The sequence below is a fragment of the Undibacterium sp. Jales W-56 genome, assembly GCF_025548535.1.
Taxonomy (GTDB): Bacteria; Pseudomonadota; Gammaproteobacteria; order Burkholderiales; family Burkholderiaceae_D; genus Undibacterium.
In genome coordinates this window covers 358,375-378,787 of record NZ_JAJLQW010000005.1, presented here as the reverse complement: position 1 = coordinate 378,787, position 20,413 = coordinate 358,375, and the positions used below count along the sequence as shown (strand labels likewise).

The following is a 20,413-nucleotide window of genomic DNA, read 5'->3' as shown; positions in this document are numbered from 1 at the left end:
TCTTGCTGCCAAAGCCGGTACCTACGCCTGCACTTCCCCGCCCGTTCCCACCGCTTCTCTCGGCCCTCTCGGACCGCTTCCGCTGCGGGAGCCGAACTATAGCAAAGTCCCCCTCTTCATGACAAGTCTTTTCAGAACATATTTTATAAATCGTTTGAATTAATCAAAGGAATTATTGGTTCTTAAAATTCGCCGGACGTTTTTCCATGAAGGCTTTCATGCCTTCTTTCTGGTCTTCTGTGCCGAAGCTGCTATGGAATAGGCGACGCTCATACTGGACACCTTCTGCCAGGGTAGTTTCATACGCACGGTTCACTGAATCCTTGACCATCATGATGATAGGTAAGGACATCGAGGCAATCACGGTTGCAGCACCGATCGCCTCTTCCAGTAATTTATCCAGCGGCACAATCCGCGATACCAGCCCCGCCCGCTCTGCTTCGGCGGCGTCCATCATGCGCGCGGTCAGGCACATGTCCATCGCCTTAGATTTTGAAATCGCGCGCGGCAATCTTTGCGTTCCGCCAGCGCCAGGCAAAGTACCTAGTTTGATTTCCGGCTGACCAAATTTGGCATTTTCTGCCGCGATAATAAAGTCGCACATCATCGCCAGTTCACATCCGCCGCCCAAGGCATAACCGGCAACCGCGGCAATCACCGGTTTGCGAATTTGACGGATTTGTTCCCAGTTGCGCGTGATGTAATCGTTCTTGTATGCATCCATATAAGAGTAATTCGCCATCGCACCGATATCGGCACCCGCAGCGAATGCTTTTTCACTGCCTGTGATAATGATGCAACCGATCGCCTCGTCTTGATCAAAGGCTTTCAGCGCAGCGCCTAATTCATCCATGAGCTGGTCGTTCAAGGCATTCAAGGCTTTCGGGCGATTCAGTGTAATCACGCCGACCTTGTCTTTCGTTTCGACAATAAGGTTTTGGTATTCCATACAAGTCTCCTGGTTGATATCAATTATCTGGTTGGCTAGTCTTTGCAGCTAAAAAATTTTTGACGTTCAGTTTATCACTGCGGCAATGGTATTTAATTGATCGATTTCGGCAGCAATAACCACAGCGCGCCGCGCTGCTTCATGCGTCCGGCCTGCTCCCCGGCTTCGCTACCGAAGCCCCAGAAATAATCTGCGCGTACCGCGCCACGAATGGCGCCGCCGGTATCTTGCGCCAATACCAGCTTTTGCAAAATACGCGCACTGTTCGGCTGCGTAGTCGACAGGAACACTGGCACGCCTAAAGGTAAAAACTGCGGATCAATCGCGATCGAACGCTGTCCCGTCAACGGTACGCCCAGAGCGCCCTTAGGTCCAATGCCGGGATCAAGGATTTTTTCTTCTTTAAAAAACACCACGCTAGGATTGACGTTCAACAATTCCTCTTGCCGATTCGGATTTTTGACCAGCCATTCTTTGATACCTTGGGCTGATGCCTGTTCCAGCTTGAGTTCGCCTTTATCCACCAGATAGCGGCCGATCGATTTATAAGGATGACCATTTTGGTCGGCATAGGCGAGGCGGATAGTTTCGTTGCTGTCTGCCAATGCGACGCGGCCAGAACCTTGTATCTGCAAGAAGAAGGCCTCGATCGCATCATCGACCCAGACCAGTTCTTTACCGGCAACGGCGGGCAAGATCTCGGCACGCGATGCATAAGGTACGACTTTATTGCCGACCACACGGCCACGTAAGCGTAGATTTTTTAGCTCTGGATACACACTGGACAAATCGATCGTCAGCAAATCAGCCGGAGTACGATACAGCGGCGTCTGAAATACGCCGCCACGCTTGCGGGAACCGTGCAATAAAGGCTCATAATAGCCAGTGACCAGACCTTCGCCGCTGCCATCAGGATTATTCACCTGATGCGGAACAAAGAAGGATTCAAAAAACAATCGCAAGGCGGCATTGTCTTTTGCATCAAGCTCTTTGGCGATCGAACACGGTTCTTTCCAATCCGGTTTGGCACGCAACGCTGAGCATGAGGCCATAAACGCAGGCCAGGCCTCGGTCAGATCGTCCTGCTGCCAACCAGGTAAAGCGCTGAAACTCACAGGCTTGAACAAATCGGCATTTTTAATCGTGACGGGCACGCCCGGCGCAGGCACCGGAGTCCTCGTCACCGGCGGAACAGTCGCCGGCGCTTTATCCATCGGCGTTGAGGTACATGCTGCCAGCAATACGGCAGCGGCAGTCAGGGGTAGAATTGCGGAAAATTTCAACATGAGGAAATCAAAATGTGGTTATTGGCATTAGAAGCAGGTGTGGCGATGTTTTTGCTGGTGTTTATTGTGTGGTGGACGATGTTTCACGGACGCAATTCCGATACGCCGCCGGCAAAAAAAGGCCAGGAAACCGACGTCGAATAAACCTTATTGCATTGCTGCGGGCTGCGGCATCAGCGCCGGCAAAAGCACAGGAATCATCCGTCTCAGTGCAAAGTACGCGGCAAGGATAAAACGAACTCGGGAATCGGCGCATCAAAACGGTGGCCGTCTTCCGCCACGCAAAAATAGCTGCCCTTCATACTGCCTTGCGGCGTCTTGAGCTGGGTGCCGCTACTATATTCAAAACTCTGCCCGGGTTGCAAAAACGGCTGGTGTCCGACCACTCCCAAGCCTTGCACTTCCTCCACATGGTCTTTCGCATCGGTAATGATCCAGTGACGCGCAATCACCTGGGCCGGCACTGTCCCGGTATTTTTGATGGTTACGGTATATGCAAATACAAAACTGGCATGATCCGGATTGGATTGTTCTTCCAGGTATTTGGTAATGACTGAAACCTGCATTTCATAAGCTGCCATATCTTCTTTCAACGGTTCTTGCAATTGCATTCATTGTGCTCATGGTATTCCGGCGGCGCATCCGCACACATCGCCATCTTACTGCGCCCAGCAGAGTAAAATAGCGCATCTTGACTCAGCTTGCATTGACTATGACTACTTACCGCATCGCCCCCAGCATTTTGTCCGCCGATTTCGCCCGTCTGGGCGAAGAAGTTCGCAATGTGGTCGCCGCAGGCGCCGACATGATTCACTTCGACGTGATGGACAATCATTATGTTCCCAACCTGACCATAGGTCCGCTGGTCTGCGAAGCGATACGCCCGCATGTGCAAGTGCCGATTGATGTGCATCTGATGGTCAAACCGGTAGATCGCATTATTCCCGATTTTGCCAAAGCCGGTGCAAACCTGATCAGCTTTCATCCCGAAGGCTCCGAGCATATTGACCGCAGTTTACAACTGATCCGCGATCATGGCTGCAAAGCCGGCCTGGTTTTTAATCCGGCAACGCCCTTGCATGTGCTGGAACATGTCATGGATAAACTCGATCTGATCCTGCTGATGTCGGTCAATCCCGGCTTCGGCGGTCAATCGTTCATCCCCCACACCTTGAAAAAAATCGCTGCCGTCAGAAAACTGATAGACGAATCGGGTCGCGCTATCCTGCTGCAGGTCGATGGCGGCGTCAAAGTCGATAACATCGCCGAGATCGCCCGCGCCGGTGCCGATACTTTTGTAGCTGGCTCCGCCATTTTTGGCAAACCCGACTACACCGCCGTCATCACCGCCATGCGCACTGAACTGGCAACGGTGGCATAAAGCCGAACCAGATCCGCAGTATCGATGCGCCTTGCAGAGCATTATTGGCTGACAAGGCGCATGAATGCTGCGGAATCACTTCCAGAAAACTTAAAAACTTTACCCGGGTGCAGCGCCTTGCTACCCGCCCCCGCAATCCCGACCGCATCGTTTTTTTACGCCATGACCTGACCCATGTTGAAGAATATCCAAGCCGTCATCATCGACCTCGATGGCACCATGCTCGATACCGCACCCGACTTTCTGGTCGCCATCAACCGTATGCGCGCCGAGCTCGGATTGACGCCGCTGGATATCACAACGATCACGAATTTTGTCGGCAAAGGATCGGAAAATCTGATTCACCGCGTGCTGGCAGTGGATTTCGATGAGGCCACTATCGCGACACATTTTGAGGCAGCGCTGGCCGCTTACCAGCACCACTACCTGGCTATCAATGGCGACTACAGCAGGCTTTATCCCAAGGTGATCGAGGGGTTGGATGCGATGCGCGCCCGCGGTTTGCGGCTCGCCTGCGTGACCAATAAACCGATGAATTTCACGCTGCCCTTGCTGGCCAAAAAAGGCTTGAGCGATTATTTCGCGATTGTGTATGGCGGCGACTCTTTTCCGCGCAAAAAGCCCGATCCTATGGCCTTGTTACAGGTATGCCGCGATTTCAAACTGCTACCGGCGCAAGTCCTGGCCATCGGCGACTCCTCGAACGATGCGCAAGCCGCCCGTGCAGCCGGTTGTCCGGTGTTGCATGTACCCTACGGCTACAATCACGGCGAAGCTATACAAAATGTTGATACTGATGGTATAGTCGGCAACCTGTGGGAAGCGGCACAACTGCTTTCCGCATAAAATTCACACTGAATTCACCTAACGTTCTCACTCTAACGAATGTTTCCCGATATAAAACGTCTCGCAATCACACCAGGCACTTTTGAGGCCTGGCTATGGCGACGCTGGCAATCTACCTGATGCCGCGCAGGCGTTTGCTCGCCCTTACCCCCTGAGCAAGTGTCTGACCACGTTTTTTTCATCTAGTCTTATCCGCCTTCATCCTCGAATTGCATAGGGGCGGCTGAAAGCACATCATGACCGAACTCGAATTTAAATCGTTGGCCGCGCAAGGCTACAACCGTATCCCCATGATCGCGGAAGCCTTCGCCGATCTGGAAACGCCCCTGACGCTCTACCTGAAACTGGCGCAAACCCAGAATGCAGGCAAAAACACCTTCCTGCTGGAATCGGTCATGGGCGGCGAACGCTTCGGCCGCTACTCCTTCATCGGCCTGCCAGCTAACACCCTGATGCGCAGCTACGGCAATCGTAGCGAAGTCGTCAAGGATGGCAAAATCATCGAAACCGTAGCAGGCAATCCGCTCGAATTCATTGCTGAATTCCAGTCCCGCTTCAAGGTCGCGCTGCGCCCTGGATTGCCGCGCTTCTGCGGCGGCCTGGCCGGCTATTTTGGTTATGACGCGGTGCGCTATGTCGAAAAACGCCTGGAGCGCAGCGCGCCCAAAGATGATCTCGGCCTGCCCGATATCCAGTTGCTGGTCACCGAAGAACTGGCCGTGATCGACAACCTGTCCGGCAAATTGTATCTGATCGTGTATGCCGATCCGACCCAGCCGGAAGCCTGGTCCAAAGCCCGTCAGCGCCTGAAAGATTTGCGCGCCATGCTGCGTCGCAGTGTCGATGCACCGGTCACCTCGGCATCGGTGCGCACCGAATCGATCCGCGATTTCGCCAAAGCCGACTATCTGAAAGCCGTCGAAAAAGCCAAGGAATACATCATGGCAGGCGACCTGATGCAGGTGCAAGTCGGCCAGCGTATACGCAAGCCGTATGTCGATTCGCCGCTGTCCCTGTATCGTGCCTTACGCTCGCTGAATCCCTCGCCGTATATGTATTTCTACAATTTCGGCGACATGCAAATCATCGGCGCTTCGCCAGAGATTTTAGTCCGCAACGAATCGCTGAATGACGGCAGCAAAAAGGTCACGATACGTCCTCTGGCAGGGACCCGGCCACGCGGCAGCACGCCGGAACTCGACGCCCAACTGGCCAAGGAATTACTGTCCGATCCCAAAGAAATCGCCGAACACGTGATGCTGATCGATCTGGCGCGCAACGATATTGGCCGCATCGCTCAAACCGGCAGCGTCAAAGTCACCGACCAGATGGTCATTGAAAAATATTCGCATGTACAGCACATCGTCTCAAATGTCGAAGGCGTCTTGCAAGATGGTTTATCGAACCTCGATGTCTTAAAAGCGACCTTCCCGGCCGGCACTTTATCCGGCGCACCCAAGGTCAGGGCGATGGAACTCATCGATCAGCTAGAGCCGACCAAACGCGGCATTTACGGCGGTGCTTGCGGCTATCTGTCTTTCGGCGGCGAAATGGACCTGGCGATCGCGATACGCACCGGCGTACTCAAGGACGGCATGCTGAATGTACAGGCGGCAGCAGGCATCGTCGCCGACTCCATCCCGGAAATGGAATGGCAAGAAACCGAGAACAAAGCGCGTGCCGTATTGCGTGCGGCAGAACAAGTGCAGGATGGCCTGGATGGAGAGATTTAAAAAAATGCCAGACCAAACATCTCACCACAGAGACACCGAGACACAGAGAAAAGCGAAGCATGACCTGTTGAGTGAACAGGTCATAGGCGCAGCGATAGAAGTACACAAGCATCTGGGTCCCGGTCTATTGGAGAGTGCGTATGAAAACTGCCTATGTCATGAATTGTATTTGCGCAAACTCAGTTTCAAACGCCAGGTTTGCCTGGACATAGCATACAAAGATATAAAAGTTGAGTCTGCTTATCGACTCGACCTGATAGTAGAAAATAGTCTGGTTCTGGAACTGAAAGCGATAGAGTCACTGCTCCCTGTTCATACAGCACAACTACTTACCTACTTGCGCCTGACTGGTTATAAAACTGGATTACTTATTAATTTCATGGTGCCCGTATTAAAAACCGGGATCAAAAGGGTTTCTCTGTGAAACTCTGTGTCTCCGTGACTCTGTGTTGAGAGGTCTTACTTATGTTACTCATGATCGACAACTACGATTCCTTCACCTACAACCTGGTGCAATATTTTGCCGAGCTGGGTGAAGAGGTTCGAACCTACCGCAATGATGAAATTACGCTCGATGACATCGCGGCGATGAAGCCGGATCGCATCTGCATTTCTCCTGGCCCCTGTACGCCGCATGAGGCAGGCATCTCGGTGCCTTTGATCGAGCGCTTTGCCGGACAAATTCCGATTCTCGGCGTGTGCCTCGGGCACCAGAGTATCGGTGCCGCTTTCGGTGGCAAGATCATCCGCGCCAAGCAAGTCATGCATGGCAAGACCTCGGTCATTGCCCACACCGGCGTCGGTGTGTTCAGCGGCCTGCCCAGCCCCTACACCATCATCCGCTATCACTCGCTGGCGATTGAACGTGCGAGTTTGCCGACCTGCCTGGAAGTCACGGCATGGACGGAAGACGGCGAAATCATGGGGGTGCGCCATAAGACATTTGATTTGCAAGGTGTGCAATTCCATCCCGAATCGATCCTGTCTGAACATGGCCACGCGCTGTTAAAAAATTTTTTGATCGGAAAATAAGATGACCATCTCCCAACAAGAAGCGCTGACGCGACTGATCGAACATCGTGAAATTTTTCACGATGAAATGCTGTATCTGTTCCGCAAACTCATGGGTGGCGAGATGTCCCCCGTCATGATCACCGCATTGACCATGGGTCTGCGCGTGAAGAAAGAAAGCATCGGCGAAATCACCGCAGCGGCCCAGGTCATGCGTGAATTTTCGACCAAGGTGCCGCTGGCAAATACCGCCAATATGATCGACATCGTCGGCACCGGCGGCGATGGTGCGCATACCTTCAATATCTCCACCGCGTCGATGTTCGTGACTGCGGCCGCGGGAGCGCGTGTCGCCAAGCACGGCGGGCGCAGCGTATCGTCCTCGTCCGGCAGTGCCGACGTCCTGGAGTCGCTGGGGGTAAATATCAACTTGCAGCCGGAACAAATCGCCCAGTCGATCGCGCAAACCGGCATCGGCTTTATGTTTGCGCCGAATCATCACGCCGCGATGAAGCATGCGGCGCCGGTGCGTAAAGAACTCGGTGTGCGGACGATTTTTAATATCCTCGGACCGTTGACCAATCCGGCTGGCGCGCCGAATATCCTGATGGGGGTATTCCATCCCGATCTGGTCGGTATTCAAGTGCGTGTCTTGCAACGACTCGGCGCGCAACATGCGCTGGTGGTATGGGGCCGCGATAACATGGATGAAGTCTCGCTCGGCGCGCCAACGATGGTCGGCGAACTGGTGAATGGCGAAATCCGTGAATACGATATTCACCCGGAAGATTTTGGCCTGAACATGGTCTCGAATCGCCAGCTCAAAGTAGCCGGCGCAGAAGAATCCAAAGCCAAACTCATGGAAGTCATGCACAACGTGCCGGGCGCAGCGACCGACATCGTCAGCCTGAATGCCGGTGCCGCGCTTTACGGGGCGGGTATCGCCGACTCGATTGCCGATGGCGTCAAAAAAGCACAGGCGGCAATCGCTTCCGGCGCTGCTCTTGCCAAGCTGGAACAACTGGTGCAGGTCACGCAGCAATTGGGCAAAGGGGTGTAAGCATGTCCGATATTCTGAATAAAATACTGGCCGTCAAAGTCGATGAAGTCGCTGCCGCCAAAAAATATCGATCGTATGCCAGCCTGCGTAGCGAAGTCGAAGCCGATACCGAAGCACGCGCAGCGATACGTGGATTTGAAACCAGCTTGCGCAATAAAATCAACGCCGGCCAGGCCGGCGTGATTGCCGAAATCAAAAAAGCCTCGCCATCCAAAGGCATATTGCGCGCCGATTTCAAGCCGGCCGAGATCGCGATCAGTTATGCAACCCACGGTGCTGCCTGTTTATCGGTTCTCACCGATGAACAATTTTTCCAGGGTGCGCCGGCATATTTGCAACAGGCGCGCGCAGCTTGCAGCATTCCGGCTCTGCGCAAAGATTTTCTGATCGATCCTTACCAGGTCTATCAAGCCCGCAGTTGGGGCGCCGACTGCATCCTGCTGATCGTCTCGGCACTCGATCACGGCCTGATGGCAGAACTCGAAGCCTGCGCGCATGAGCTGGGTATGGATGTGCTGGTGGAAGTGCATGACGGCGAAGAGCTCGACGCCGCCTTGAAACTGAACACCAATCTATTAGGCATCAACAACCGCAACCTGCGCACCTTCGACGTCACGCTCGATACCACGCTTGGTTTACTGCCACGCATCGCTGCCGACAAATTAGTGATTACCGAATCCGGCATCATGGGCAAGGCCGACGTCCAGCGCATGCGCGATGCAAACGTCCACGGTTTCCTGGTCGGCGAAGCGTTCATGCGGGCAGAGCATCCTGGCCTGGAATTGCAAAAACTGTTCTTTTAATTCGGAATTTGATCACGCAATGCTGATGCGGCTGGTGGCGTGTTTTAGGGCTGCGAAGCGCATGGATAATGCGAGATTGGTTTGATTCAAATTGAAACCGCAGGCTGGATGCGGCTTTCAGCGGCATTTCGTGCCAGCGGGCGCACCCGGCTTGCCGGTCCATTTAATATCGAAACGCCATGAAGCAAACTCCTCTTTTGCCGTTTCTCTGCGTCTCCGTGTTTCTGTGGTGAGAGATTTTTGTTTTTGCGTAAGCTCTACCTACAAAATGAAATAAAGGGCGTATCAATAATACAAAAGCCAATCCGCCTGCTGATCATGCGGATCGGCCTTAACTATTCACAGTATTATTTTTTTTACCGACTTTTGATAACTGGGTCGCAGTGTCAGCAAAGCTGCTTTGCTGTTTTCTAGCAAATCCAGCGATAACGCCGGCATGTCGTCGGCTTGCAATTTCGCCTGCACCACCAATAACTCGTCGCGCCGGAAGGCATGCAATTGCACCGTCTCGCCCACCGCATAACGACTCAAAGCGTTCGACAAGCCATCGGCGGCATCCGCAGCGGTCACACGTAAACCGTTGACGGCAATCAGTATATCGCCAGCAGACAAACCGGCACGATGGGCGGCGCGGCCTTCGTGTACATTCGCGAGCTTGCAATCGTTACCGTCTTTCGCCGTACGTACGCCGAGTGAGGCTTTGAGCGCCTTGCCGGACCTGGCCGCATCGTTGAATACTACGCCGAAATCCTCATATAATTTTGCCAAAGGCAGGTCCTCATTGCCGCGCACATAGCGATCGAGGAAGCGTTTGGCTTGTATGCCAGTGGCTTGTTCGATGATCGCTTCGATCGCGTTTTCAGCCAGTCCTTGCTGTGTGCCGGACAGGTTTTTTTCGTAGAAATCGCGGCCGAATTTTTGCCACAGGGTGCGCATCACATCGTCCAAAGACTTCTTGCCTGCGGTCGCGGCGCGGATGCTTAAATCCAATCCAAGACCGACCAATGATCCCTTGGTGTAATAGCTGACGATCGCATTCGGCGAGTTCTCGTCCTGGCGATAATATTTGGTCCAGGCATCGAAGCTGGATTCGGCAACGCTCTGCTTTTTACGTCCCGATCCGCGCGTCACCATGTTGACGGTTTTGGAGATCAGCTTGAAGTAGCTGGCTTCATCGATCAAGCCGGAACGCACCAGCATCAGGTCGTCGTAATAACTGGTGAAGCCTTCAAACAGCCACAGCAGACTGGTGTAATTCTCTTGCCGCAAATCGTAGTGCGCAAATGCCGCCGGCTTGATGCGCTTGACGTTCCAGGTATGGAAATATTCATGACTGCATAAGCCGAGGAAGCTGCGATAGCCGTCGCTCATCTCGACTTGATTCTTAGACGGCAAATCAGCGCGGTTGCAAATCAGGGCGGTCGAAGCGCGATGTTCTAGGCCGCCATAACCGTCACCGACCGCCATGGTCATGAAGACATACCGCTCCATCGGTGCGCGCCGGGTCTTTGGTTCGAAGAAGGCGATTTGTGTTTCGCAGATTTTTTTCACATCGGCAACGATGCGCGGCAAATCCAGATTCGGCACGTTGCCGGTGACGACAAAATCATGCGGCACGCCATGCGCTTCAAAACTCGCCATCGCAAAATTACCCATCTCGACCGGATGATCGATCAGCTCGTCGTAATTGGCGGCGATATAGGTGCCGAAGCCGTAGCGCTTCGCTTTTAATTCGGGCAATGAGGTAGCGACGCGCCAGGTCTTGCAGGCGAGATCGTCAGCACGCTGGATGTCCACGATATGCGGCGCCATCTCTTGTCCGGCGACTTGCAAAAATACGCTGGTGCCGTTGAAGAAACCATGCTGCTGATCGAGATGCGCGGCTCGTACCGACAAGTCCCAGGCATAGACTTCATATTCCAGCGTCAATGCGCCATCGCACGGTGCCGCTTGCCAGCTATGTTTATCGAGTTTTTTGACGGCGACTTTTTTTCCTGCACTGTGTGCATGGAGTTGCACGATATGGCGGGCGAATTCGCGGATCATGTAGCTGCCGGGGATCCAGGCAGGCAATGTCAGCACTTGTCCGGCAGGAGCGGGGCGGGCAATGTGCAGCCGCACCTGGTACAAGTGTCCGGCCAGATCTTTGGGGACAATATGATATTCGACGGCGCAGTCAGTGGCGGCCTGGTGGGCCTTGGCTTGGCTTTTCGCAGTCATTTTGACAAAGGTCTTCTGGGCAGCGGCATTGGTCATGCTCATTATTCTTTCTTGAAACGGTAATCAACGCACATTTGCGGCAACAAAGGTCAACGCCAGAGCCGTCACAACCACAACGGTCAGGCGCCGCCGCAAGATAATAAACCAGTCTGGCAATTCATAGCTCAGATACAGGCGTTTATCGACTTGATAAGCGACCGCGAAGCCAATCATTTGCACCAGGAATCCGATCGCCATATTCACCATCGAGCACCAGGCGATCATGGTTGGAATTACTCCCCACAACAATGCTTTGCGCGTGTCGGCAGTATCGCGATCATGCGACATCAGCGCGACGCCCCAATGCAGTCCGCCTAAAAAGGACAGAATAATAATCCCGTATGATAGTTGCGCTTTAATGAAATAACCGAGCCAGTCGGGATGCACGATCCAACAGGCAAGGCTGAGTAAGACAAAAGGTATGAGTCCGGAAAAACCGAGTTTGTTGACCAACTGCTTATTTGGAATATCCATTGTAATGATGGGTAGTGTTGACCGTTTTTATGATGAGATGGATAAGAGTGAAGAATGTGCTCTGCTTCTTATGCGCGGCGATAAAATCCGGTATTTTATGTGGATTTGGCGCGATTAGATATATTTCGGCTATCAGCCTGCATCGTAAATGATGTCAGGACATACTCGAAACAACGCTTTATTCGTTAAAAATAGTGTATCGATCGCTTTTTGCCCGACTTGGCAGTTAAGATGAGACGACATGACCTATAGCACATCTATTTTTTCATTATTGATGATCTGCTAGCCTTTCTTCCAACCTGCGCAAATGACAGCTTCCGGCCCCACCATCTCAAAGCATCGGCCGATCGGATTTTCGGCCGCTGTGCGACGCATCCTGGGCGCGGGCGCGCTATCTGTCATCTCGTCAGCGCTGTCTGCGCAAGACTTATCTCGTGCACCAGACACATCTGCATCTGCCGGTCATTTTGTCCTGTCCGGCATGAATGATCAGTTGATCGCGGTGACGTTGATCAGCCTGATGATGCTGTTGGGGATGCTGTTACTGCTGCACCACATGCGGAAGAACAGCCGGCAAGCAGGGAAACACAGCGAAATTAATTATCGTGAATTATTCAATTGCAGCAGCGAAGCGATTGTCATCCGCGATCTGGACAACGGCAAGCTGATCGATATCAATTTGCGGTTTACTGAATTGTATGGCTGCACCAGAGAGGAGGCCGAGAATCTGAAGATAGCCAACTTCAGCGCAAATTATCCGCCCTATACCGAAGCCGAAGCGCAAATTTGGCTGGATAAAGCCATCAACGAAGGGCCGCAATTGTTTGAGTGGCATGCCAGACATGCGGATGGCCGCCTGTTCTGGGTGGAGGTTTCTTTGCACATCGAGGAACAAAATGGCAAGCGGCGCTCGATTGCATCCGCCAGAGATATTACGGATCGTAAATTCGCGATTGCCCGCGCCAGTGCAATTGAGCATCAGATGCAACAGACTTATCAAAGTTTGCCACTAGCTCTGTTCACGATTAACGCGGGTCACGTCGTCACGCAGTGGAATGCTTTGCTGGAACAGCTGACGCATACCACGGCCAGCGACATGATCGGATCGAATCAAGCCTGGCGCGGTTTTTATCATGATGCCAGGCCTTGTTTAGCCGATTTGATCCTGAATGGTTTAAGCCTGGAGGCGATACAAACGCATTATCAAAATACGGTATATCCGAGCAAAAACGTAGCCGGTGCGGTAGAAACTGAAGGCTATTTCAATCGTATCGGCGAGCATGGCAAGTGGCTGCATTTCACCGCGGTACCCTTGGTGGATGAGGCCGGCAATACCGTCGGGGCTTTAGAAACGCTGATGGATATCACCGAACGTAAACTTGCTGAGATCGCCTTGCAAAACAGCGAAGCGACTTATCGCACATTGATCGACCATGCTCCCGAGGCGATACTGGTATTTGACGTCGATCAGAATAAATTTGTGGAAGCAAACCGGCATGCAGCCAAATTATTTGGCTACTCACAATTGGCATTACTTAACCTCAATGCGCGACAACTCAGTGCCGTGCTACAAGAAGATGGACCAGATGCCGCAGCAGTCATCAGAGGGCATGTGAAATCCGCCTTGGCCGGGCTGGATGTGCGTTTTGAATGGCTGTGCCGGAATGCTGACGGCAACTCAATTCCTTGCGAGATCCATCTGATCAAGCTGCCCGGCAAACAAGGCGCCGGGCTAATACGTTGCAGCATCAATGACATTACAGAGCGCAACGCTGCGCAAGCTGCGATTTTGCGGGAGAGGAATTTCCTAGAGACTCTGCTGGATGCAATGCCTATCCCGATTTTTTATAAAGATCGGGATGGTCATTATCTGGGTTTTAATGACGCTTTCCTAAGTATGATGCATTTGCGCAGAGAAGATATTCTCCATAAAAAATTAGAAAATTGGATCAGCCCGGAGCGGGTCGCCTTCTACCGTGAAAAAGATGCACTCCTGTACCAGAACCAGGAAAAACAAATATTCCAGCGCCGTATCAATGAAAATTCAGACGATCCGCGCCATGTCATTTTTCACCGCGCTATATTCAAAAATCAACTCGGCGAAGTCGATGGCATGATTGGTGCGATTCTGGATATTACAGAATTAGAAAATACCAAAATTGCGCTGGAAAATTTGAACCAGGTATTAGAGCACCGGGTGCTGGAACGTACTCAGGAATTACATCAGGCCATGGAGCATCTGGTGCAATCGGAGAAGCTGGCGGCGCTGGGCAATCTGGTCGCCGGCATTGCCCACGAACTGAATACACCGATAGGCAATATCGTGACTGTTGCCTCCACGCTGAAGGATGAAAGCAGCGCTTTCTTATGCCAACTGAACAGCGGCCAGCTACGCCGTAGCGAGGCAATCCGTTCCGCAGAACTCATGCAACAGGCGGGCATCATGATCGAACATAATGCGATCCGCAGTGCGAAACTGATTTCTGATTTCAAACAGGTCGCGGTGGATCAGTCGAGTGCGCGGCGCCGCCTGTTTGATCTGGAGGCCACCATCAACGAAGTCATGACGACCCTGATGCCGATGCTGAAGCGCACCGATCATCGGGTCGACATCAAGGTGCTGGAAAAAATTCATCTGGATAGTTATCCTGGTCCGATAGAACAAATCATCACGAACTTGATTTCGAATTCTTTATTGCATGGATTCGAAGAAGTAGCGCAAGGCCGGATTACGATCTCTGCACATACTTTCGACAATGAGATTATTTTGGATTATCGGGATAACGGCCTGGGTATGGGAGCCGAGACCCTGGCGCACTTGTTCGACCCCTTCTTTACGACCAAGCTCGGTCAGGGCGGCAGCGGCTTGGGCTTGTACATTGTGTACAACCTGGTCACAGGCGTACTGGGTGGCCGCATCAATGTGAATAGCAGCCCTGGTGCAGGCGCGCATTTCGTTATCACATTGCCGCAAAGCGCTCCTTAATTCAGCGCATCAAATCCTGCGGATGATCAATGTCCCGCAAGATGCCTGGATCATCGACCTCGATTTCTGTGACCGGATAGCGTTGCAATAAATTTCGCGCCCCCTGATCCCCTGTCAGCATCAGCAGCTCGGCTAGATGGGTGCGCGAGAAGGCCACGGGATTGCCGCGCTTACCCTGATAACATAGCGTTGCGATATCGGCACCGGACTCTAAAGCGCCCAGCAATTGCCTTATCGATGATGCCTGTACATAGGGCATGTCTGCCAATGCAATGATCCAGCCTTGATAGTGAAGACTCTGCTGCAGGCCATGCACCAGGGACGCTGCCATGCCCTGCCCAGCATGAGCACAAATACTGATATGGCAGCCGGCATCGCGCAAAGATTGTGCGAGCAGTCCGGCAGAAGGGTTTTGGAAAATTTCCGGCAAGACTGCCAAACTATCGGGCAACACCGCTAATAAATTATGGGCGCTGCCGACCGCGACGGTCATATTGTCATTCACAGGCTGCAGTAACTTATTGCGCTGCCCGCTCTGGTCGAATCTGCGCCCGCTACCCGCGGCGAGCAAGATGCCCCGCCATTTGCTTGCGGGACGATGATGCTCGCTCATACGGATGCCGTGTTCTGCAATTATTTCAGGCTAGAGAATTTATCTTCCAGGCCTTTGACATCGACTGCGCCAGGCAAGCGCGAACCATCTGCAAAGAAGACCGTTGGCGTTCCGCTGACCCGTAACTTTTTACCTAATTCAAAAATTTTCTCGTTCGGCGTATCGCAACTCGGCGCCGCCGTAGCTGCCGCTTTACCATTCAGCATCCAGTCATCCCATGCTTTGTTACGGTCAGCGGTACACCAGATGTTTCTAGATTTGATGCTGGAATCTTCTGCCAGAATGTTATACATAAAGGTATACACGGTGATGTTATCAACATCCTGCAAAGTCTTGCGGAAGCGTTTGCAATAGCCGCAATTCGGGTCTTCAAAAATCGCGATGACGCGCTTGCCATTGCCTCTTACCGTTTTCAGCGCAGATTCCAAAGGCAGGTCAGCGAACTTGACCCGGCTTAATTCATCGACACGGATCTTGGTGTAATTCTTCGAATTGCGTGCGTCAATGACATTGCCGATAAACAGGTACTGGGCTTTTTCATCGGTATAAATGACGTCACTGCCGACGCGCACTTCGAACAAGCCTGCATAAGGCGTCTTGGTTACAGAATCGACTTTGGTGCCCTCATTCAAGCGCGGTTCAACCAGTTTTTTTACTGCAGCTTCTTGTGGGGTCTCGGCTAAAGCAAAGGCTGCCGGCAAGATCAATAAAGCAGCGATGAGTGATTTGATATTCATTAGTGTCAGTGTCCGTCAATTAAATAAAAAAATAAAATCCTATTTGCCCATTGCATGAGAAATCAATTTCCTCTTTATGACCGGCAAACGGTCCAGCAAGTTCAATCCCAGATTGCGCGCCAAACGCAATGGCACCAGATCGGTTCCGAATAATCTGGCCAGGCCGTCGGTCGTCAACTGCATCAATGTGATCTCTTCCTTGCGCGCGCGCTGATAGCGGCGCAATACGCGGGCATCCCCGCAATCACGATGCTCTTCGCGCTGGGCAAGCACATCCAGCAAAGCCAGCACATCACCGAAACCGAGGTTCATGCCATGCCCGGCCATCGGATGCACAACATGGCCGGCATCGCCAATCAAGACTACCCGTGCTGCAATCATCGAATGTGGTCGCATCAGGCGCAACGGAAACGCCTTAATAGTTTCGGGAACCAAGGGCGTCAAATGTCCCAGCACTTCACTGCAATATCCATACAAGCGCTCCGCCACTGCCGTCAATGGCTCACGCAGCAATTGCTCAGCCAGATGATCCGGTGCAGACCACACCAGGGAAACCCGCTGCCCCGGCAAAGGCAACAGCGCAATGATACCCAGGTCATCATCGAACCATTGATGCGCAACGCTGCGATGCGGCTTCTCACAAGCGAAATTCGTCACGACACCTTGTTGCCCATACGAGCGATAATCCAGGCCAATATCCGATTGTCCACGCACCCAGGACTGCGCACCATCGGCACCGATCAGCAACGCCGCAGTCAGTTGATCACCATCCTCCAACTGGACGCTTGCCCGGGTATCAGTCACCTCCATCCGCAAAGCGCGTCCCGTTACATAAGTAATGTTTTGCGCAAACTTCAATGCCTCATCCAAAGCCTGGTTCAGATTTTTATCCTCCACAATCCAGGCCAGTTCTTGCACATGCGCACCATAAGCGTCAAAGCCCAACTTGCCATCGGATGCAGCAGTTCCGCCATACACCTGCATCGCCTCGACGGGCGCAACTCTCGCATGATCCAGCGCCCCCCACACCTTTAAAGAATCCAACAAGTCATGCGCAACATGGTTTAATGCAAACACCCGCACATCCCAATCCTCAGAGACAGATGGGGACACGATTGCAGGTCCAAGCAAGGTCACACGCAAACCCTGCTGCGATAAACCCAGCGCCGCCACTTTACCGACTGCACCATCTCCAACAATACAGATATCGCTATCTACAGATTGAGTCGCCATCGCGCTATAAACCTTACAAACCGAGAAATAATCGTCTCATTATACGGCAGTAAAAAAAGCAGCGAATCGACACATCGCAGATGAGAGAAGCAAGTTTGTTCATAAAAAGCTTGCATATTAGCGGTCGGATCACTATAATTCTTGGTCTTGGCCTGGTAGCTCAGTCGGTAGAGCAGAGGATTGAAAATCCTTGTGTCGGTGGTTCGATTCCGCCCCGGGCCACCAAGATTTTAAGTTGTTGATCTGATTGAGGTTTTTGACCTTCAATTTATCGGGTGTTCCAAACAGGTGTTCCACCGTGATACCGATGAAATTAGCTTCCCACCTACGCTGCTCTCGACACGGCGTTTTTTATTTCCGCATCGTTTTCCACAAATTATTTCCGTCCTTCCCGGTCAGCCAGAAAAATATTTCCCTCAATGACGAAATGACCTAACGCCGACACACGTCACTCCAGGCAACTGCCGGATCGAATCATAATTACCGCATTGAAAATTGATGATTGTTTTTATAATCATTTTAAACTACGATAACTTCGCAATTTAAAGATCCTCAATTCTTCATAGGAGATGTTATGGGTTTCATTACTTGGCTCATCGTGGGTGCCATCGCTGGATGGCTTGCAGGGGTGGTGGTAAAAGGCGGTGGTTTCGGCGTATTGATTGATATCGTGGTCGGCATCGTCGGAGCTTTTATCGGTGGCTGGCTAGCCGGCGTTCTGGGTATTCATATTGGCGACGGTTTCATCGCTTCGATTGTGACGGCAACTATTGGTGCCGTCATCTTGTTATTTATTTTGCGCCTAATCAAACGCGCCTAATAGATCATCTCGCTGAAAAAATCCCTACTCTATGCAAAATGAGATAGGGATTTTTTTGTCTTACAACTCTCGAAAAATTCTCCGTTAGTGAATATTACTGGCTCGAAGCAAGGACTTGGATTCCCGATGCAAGCTACCTGTATTGTGCAAGGTTCAGTTTTTCAATTTCTTTTGGAATTGAAGTCGCTTGCGGAATTTTGCAGGTTATAGGTAAACAGTTTGCTTTTCATTTTCTGAAGGTAGGGGCATACTAAATATCTACCTGACATTGTTGTCCCCACATCCAAATCATTTAGAAAATCCAATGACAAAACCTTGCGTTTTGCTCTTCCTGTTTTTGGCTACCTGTCTATCAGCGCAGGCGGATCCTGGCTATTATGTGGTGACGGTGTATGACAACAAGGATGAGAAATCGCTTGATTACAGGTATTGGACAGTCAAGTCGGCCAAAGGCCCGGAGATTATCTGGCCTGAACTGGGTTTTGGATATGGCGTTAATTCGCGCTGGTATACCGAACTGTATGCCAGCGCTATCGGCACATCCAAATCTGACCTTAAACTCAGTACCTGGAACTGGCAAAACGACTATCAATTGACGCAAGGCCAGTATCCGTTTGACCTGGCCTTGCACACCAACTTTATTCGCCCGCACGATACCGCTAATGGTTACGCATTTGAATTTGGTCCGGCTCTGCAAACCGATATCGGCAAACTGCAGTTAAATGGCAATGTGTTTTTTGAACATAGCTTCGCTACTGAAGAATCCTATGGCGACGGACACAGTAATGCGGCGCAGATGAAATATCAATGGCAGGTTAAATATCGCTGGATGCCTGCTTTGCAAATTGGCTTACAGGGATTTGGCGAACTCGGTGATTGGGATCACTGGGTAGCCCGCGATCGCCAATCACATCGCGTCGGGCCTGCTGTGTTCGGATCGTTGGCACTGACACCCTCGACAACGTTTAAATATCAGGCCGCTTATTTGACTGGCTCGGTGTATAGCAAACACGCTGACATGTTCACCATGCGTTTGCAGCTTCTGTTCTGATATCGACTCGTTTGGCACGGACTCTGCATGCCCAGCTTGGCAGGGTATTGTTCAAGCCATCATCTGATTGATCATTAGCCCTCCTGCCATCAACCAGACAAATATCACGCCACCCAACAACAAAGGCTTGGCGCCTGCGCTGCGTATCGCACTGAGGTCCGTGCTCAGACCCAGGGCGACCATTGCCATCGCTAACAAGCATGCATCGATTTGCCGAATAAGATTGAGTGCATTTTTTGATAATGGCAACATCGAATTAATCGCCACCATCAACACAAAAATCAACGCAAACCATGGGACACTGATCGCTTGCTGTTGAGTGCGAGAGTTGCCTGCCGCTTCGAATTGTTCTTCCTGAGCCCGTTTTTTAGATATCGCTAACGATAAAAAAATCAGAAACGGAGCCAGCATCATGACTCGCCCCATCTTTGCCACAATCGCAGTGCGCTCGACCTGCTCACCTATGGCATGGGCAACAGCGACGACCTGCGCAACATCGTGAATCGTCGAACCGATGAAGACGCCGAAGAAATCAGCGCCGGCCGGCACCAGATGGCAAGACAAATTCCAATGGTAAAGCAAGGGATATAAAAAAGTAGCGGTAGTACCAAACAAGACGACGGTTGATATCGCCACGCTGACCTCCTCAGATTTGGCATTCACAACATTCTCTGTTGCCATAATCGCAGCCGCACCGCAAATAGAACTCCCTGCGCCAATCAAGATCGCCGTGCTCCTATCTAATTTGAATAATTTCACTCCAATAAAAACGCTCAGGCTAAAGGTAGAAATCAGAACCAGAGCATCAGTCAAAAAACCACTGATGCCGACCTGCGCGAGATCCTGAAAATTCAGACGAAAACCATATAACACGATACCCAAGCGTAACAGGTGCTGCTTTGAAAACCGTATTCCTGGCGTAATCTGAGCTGCGCCAGACACGACTGCCGTATTGCCCGCAACGATTCCCAAGAATATCGCCAGACTTAACGCTCCGAGACCATGACCAGCCAGCCACGAGAAGCGTCCAAGCCATATGGCAATGCTCGCAATGATTATCACCAGCAACATTCCCGGCAAATAGGTCAATACAGATTTCCATTCATTGACGACATGCTGCGTTACGGATGTTGCAGAAGCTGGGGCTAAGCCTGGCATAACTACTTTCTGA

20 protein-coding genes and 1 tRNA gene are annotated in these 20,413 nt (G+C 51.8%); 12 read left to right on the top strand and 9 right to left on the bottom strand.

The genetic code is table 11. From position 1 onward, the window contains the following. Positions 1 to 172: 172 nt before the first annotated feature. Positions 173 to 949, bottom strand: a complete 777-nt coding sequence (locus LPB67_RS15450; protein WP_262838168.1) for an enoyl-CoA hydratase — start codon at positions 947 to 949, stop codon at positions 173 to 175. 92 nt (positions 950 to 1,041) lie between these two features. Continuing rightward, positions 1,042 to 2,235, bottom strand: coding sequence for a murein transglycosylase A (locus LPB67_RS15445; protein WP_262838167.1), 1,194 nt, complete (start codon positions 2,233 to 2,235; stop codon positions 1,042 to 1,044). 12 nt (positions 2,236 to 2,247) lie between these two features. Between LPB67_RS15445 and LPB67_RS15440 the strand changes: the two genes are divergently transcribed. Then, a complete protein-coding gene (locus LPB67_RS15440) occupies positions 2,248 to 2,379 on the top strand; it encodes a hypothetical protein (RefSeq protein ID WP_262838166.1) in 132 nt (43 codons plus the stop codon). A 62-nt stretch (positions 2,380 to 2,441) separates the two neighbouring features. On the opposite strand, the gene apaG is transcribed toward LPB67_RS15440, so the two are convergent. After that, positions 2,442 to 2,816: a Co2+/Mg2+ efflux protein ApaG gene (apaG, locus tag LPB67_RS15435; RefSeq protein WP_262838185.1), complete on the bottom strand. Its 375-nt coding sequence runs from the start codon at positions 2,814 to 2,816 to the stop codon at positions 2,442 to 2,444. A 131-nt stretch (positions 2,817 to 2,947) separates the two neighbouring features. Here apaG and rpe point away from each other — a divergent pair, with 131 nt between their 5' ends. The 7 genes from rpe to trpC all read left to right on the top strand — a co-directional run bounded on the left by rpe (position 2,948) and on the right by trpC (position 9,069). Further along, positions 2,948 to 3,616, top strand: coding sequence for a ribulose-phosphate 3-epimerase (rpe, locus tag LPB67_RS15430; RefSeq protein ID WP_262838165.1), 669 nt, complete (start codon positions 2,948 to 2,950; stop codon positions 3,614 to 3,616). A gap of 174 nt (positions 3,617 to 3,790) precedes the next feature. Then, positions 3,791 to 4,462, top strand: coding sequence for a phosphoglycolate phosphatase (locus LPB67_RS15425; protein WP_262838164.1), 672 nt, complete (start codon positions 3,791 to 3,793; stop codon positions 4,460 to 4,462). Positions 4,463 to 4,698: 236 nt separating this feature from the next. Beyond that, on the top strand, positions 4,699 to 6,195 hold the full coding sequence (trpE, locus tag LPB67_RS15420) for an anthranilate synthase component I (protein ID WP_262838163.1): 1,497 nt from the start codon (positions 4,699 to 4,701) through the stop codon (positions 6,193 to 6,195). Then, positions 6,182 to 6,619 carry a GxxExxY protein gene (locus tag LPB67_RS15415; RefSeq protein ID WP_262838162.1) on the top strand — a complete coding sequence of 146 codons (438 nt, stop codon included), beginning with the start codon at positions 6,182 to 6,184 and terminating at the stop codon, positions 6,617 to 6,619. Before trpE ends, LPB67_RS15415 begins: the two co-directional genes overlap by 14 nt. 41 nt (positions 6,620 to 6,660) lie before the next feature. Further along, positions 6,661 to 7,227 carry an aminodeoxychorismate/anthranilate synthase component II gene (locus tag LPB67_RS15410; protein WP_262838161.1) on the top strand — a complete coding sequence of 189 codons (567 nt, stop codon included), beginning with the start codon at positions 6,661 to 6,663 and terminating at the stop codon, positions 7,225 to 7,227. 1 nt (position 7,228) lies between these two features. Next, entirely contained in the window at positions 7,229 to 8,266 is a 1,038-nt protein-coding gene (trpD, locus tag LPB67_RS15405; RefSeq protein WP_262838160.1) for an anthranilate phosphoribosyltransferase, read from the top strand. Positions 8,267 to 8,268: 2 nt separating this feature from the next. Beyond that, the gene (trpC, locus tag LPB67_RS15400; RefSeq protein ID WP_262838159.1) at positions 8,269 to 9,069 is read left to right on the top strand and encodes an indole-3-glycerol phosphate synthase TrpC; all 801 of its coding nucleotides are present in this window, start codon (positions 8,269 to 8,271) and stop codon (positions 9,067 to 9,069) included. 339 nt (positions 9,070 to 9,408) lie between these two features. Here the strand turns inward: trpC and LPB67_RS15395 are convergent, their stop codons facing one another. Both LPB67_RS15395 and LPB67_RS15390 read right to left on the bottom strand, forming a co-directional pair. Next, on the bottom strand, positions 9,409 to 11,289 hold the full coding sequence (locus LPB67_RS15395) for a M61 family metallopeptidase (RefSeq protein ID WP_262838184.1): 1,881 nt from the start codon (positions 11,287 to 11,289) through the stop codon (positions 9,409 to 9,411). A gap of 63 nt (positions 11,290 to 11,352) precedes the next feature. Beyond that, entirely contained in the window at positions 11,353 to 11,802 is a 450-nt protein-coding gene (locus tag LPB67_RS15390) for a DUF3429 domain-containing protein (RefSeq protein ID WP_262838158.1), read from the bottom strand. Between the two features lie 364 nt (positions 11,803 to 12,166). On the opposite strand from LPB67_RS15390, the gene LPB67_RS15385 reads away from it, so the two are divergent. Next, the gene (locus LPB67_RS15385; protein WP_262838157.1) at positions 12,167 to 14,788 is read left to right on the top strand and encodes a PAS domain S-box protein; all 2,622 of its coding nucleotides are present in this window, start codon (positions 12,167 to 12,169) and stop codon (positions 14,786 to 14,788) included. 1 nt (position 14,789) lies between these two features. On the opposite strand, the gene LPB67_RS15380 is transcribed toward LPB67_RS15385, so the two are convergent. Genes LPB67_RS15380 through LPB67_RS15370 form a run of 3 tightly spaced genes read right to left on the bottom strand, consistent with a single transcriptional unit; the run spans position 14,790 to position 17,371 of the window. After that, the gene (locus LPB67_RS15380) at positions 14,790 to 15,401 is read right to left on the bottom strand and encodes an NTP transferase domain-containing protein (protein WP_262838156.1); all 612 of its coding nucleotides are present in this window, start codon (positions 15,399 to 15,401) and stop codon (positions 14,790 to 14,792) included. A 20-nt stretch (positions 15,402 to 15,421) separates the two neighbouring features. Further along, positions 15,422 to 16,138: a DsbC family protein gene (locus LPB67_RS15375; RefSeq protein ID WP_262838155.1), complete on the bottom strand. Its 717-nt coding sequence runs from the start codon at positions 16,136 to 16,138 to the stop codon at positions 15,422 to 15,424. Between the two features lie 39 nt (positions 16,139 to 16,177). After that, positions 16,178 to 17,371, bottom strand: a complete 1,194-nt coding sequence (locus LPB67_RS15370; protein WP_262838154.1) for a UbiH/UbiF family hydroxylase — start codon at positions 17,369 to 17,371, stop codon at positions 16,178 to 16,180. 149 nt (positions 17,372 to 17,520) lie between these two features. On the opposite strand from LPB67_RS15370, the gene LPB67_RS15365 reads away from it, so the two are divergent. From LPB67_RS15365 to LPB67_RS15355, 3 genes are all read left to right on the top strand, one after another. Continuing rightward, a tRNA-Phe gene (locus LPB67_RS15365) sits at positions 17,521 to 17,596 on the top strand. 349 nt (positions 17,597 to 17,945) lie between these two features. After that, positions 17,946 to 18,191, top strand: a complete 246-nt coding sequence (locus tag LPB67_RS15360) for a GlsB/YeaQ/YmgE family stress response membrane protein (protein WP_262838153.1) — start codon at positions 17,946 to 17,948, stop codon at positions 18,189 to 18,191. Positions 18,192 to 18,495: 304 nt separating this feature from the next. After that, positions 18,496 to 19,242, top strand: a complete 747-nt coding sequence (locus LPB67_RS15355; protein ID WP_262838152.1) for a hypothetical protein — start codon at positions 18,496 to 18,498, stop codon at positions 19,240 to 19,242. A gap of 51 nt (positions 19,243 to 19,293) precedes the next feature. On the opposite strand, the gene LPB67_RS15350 is transcribed toward LPB67_RS15355, so the two are convergent. Next, positions 19,294 to 20,400, bottom strand: coding sequence for a YeiH family protein (locus LPB67_RS15350; protein WP_262838151.1), 1,107 nt, complete (start codon positions 20,398 to 20,400; stop codon positions 19,294 to 19,296). Between the last annotated feature and the right edge of the window lie 13 nt (positions 20,401 to 20,413).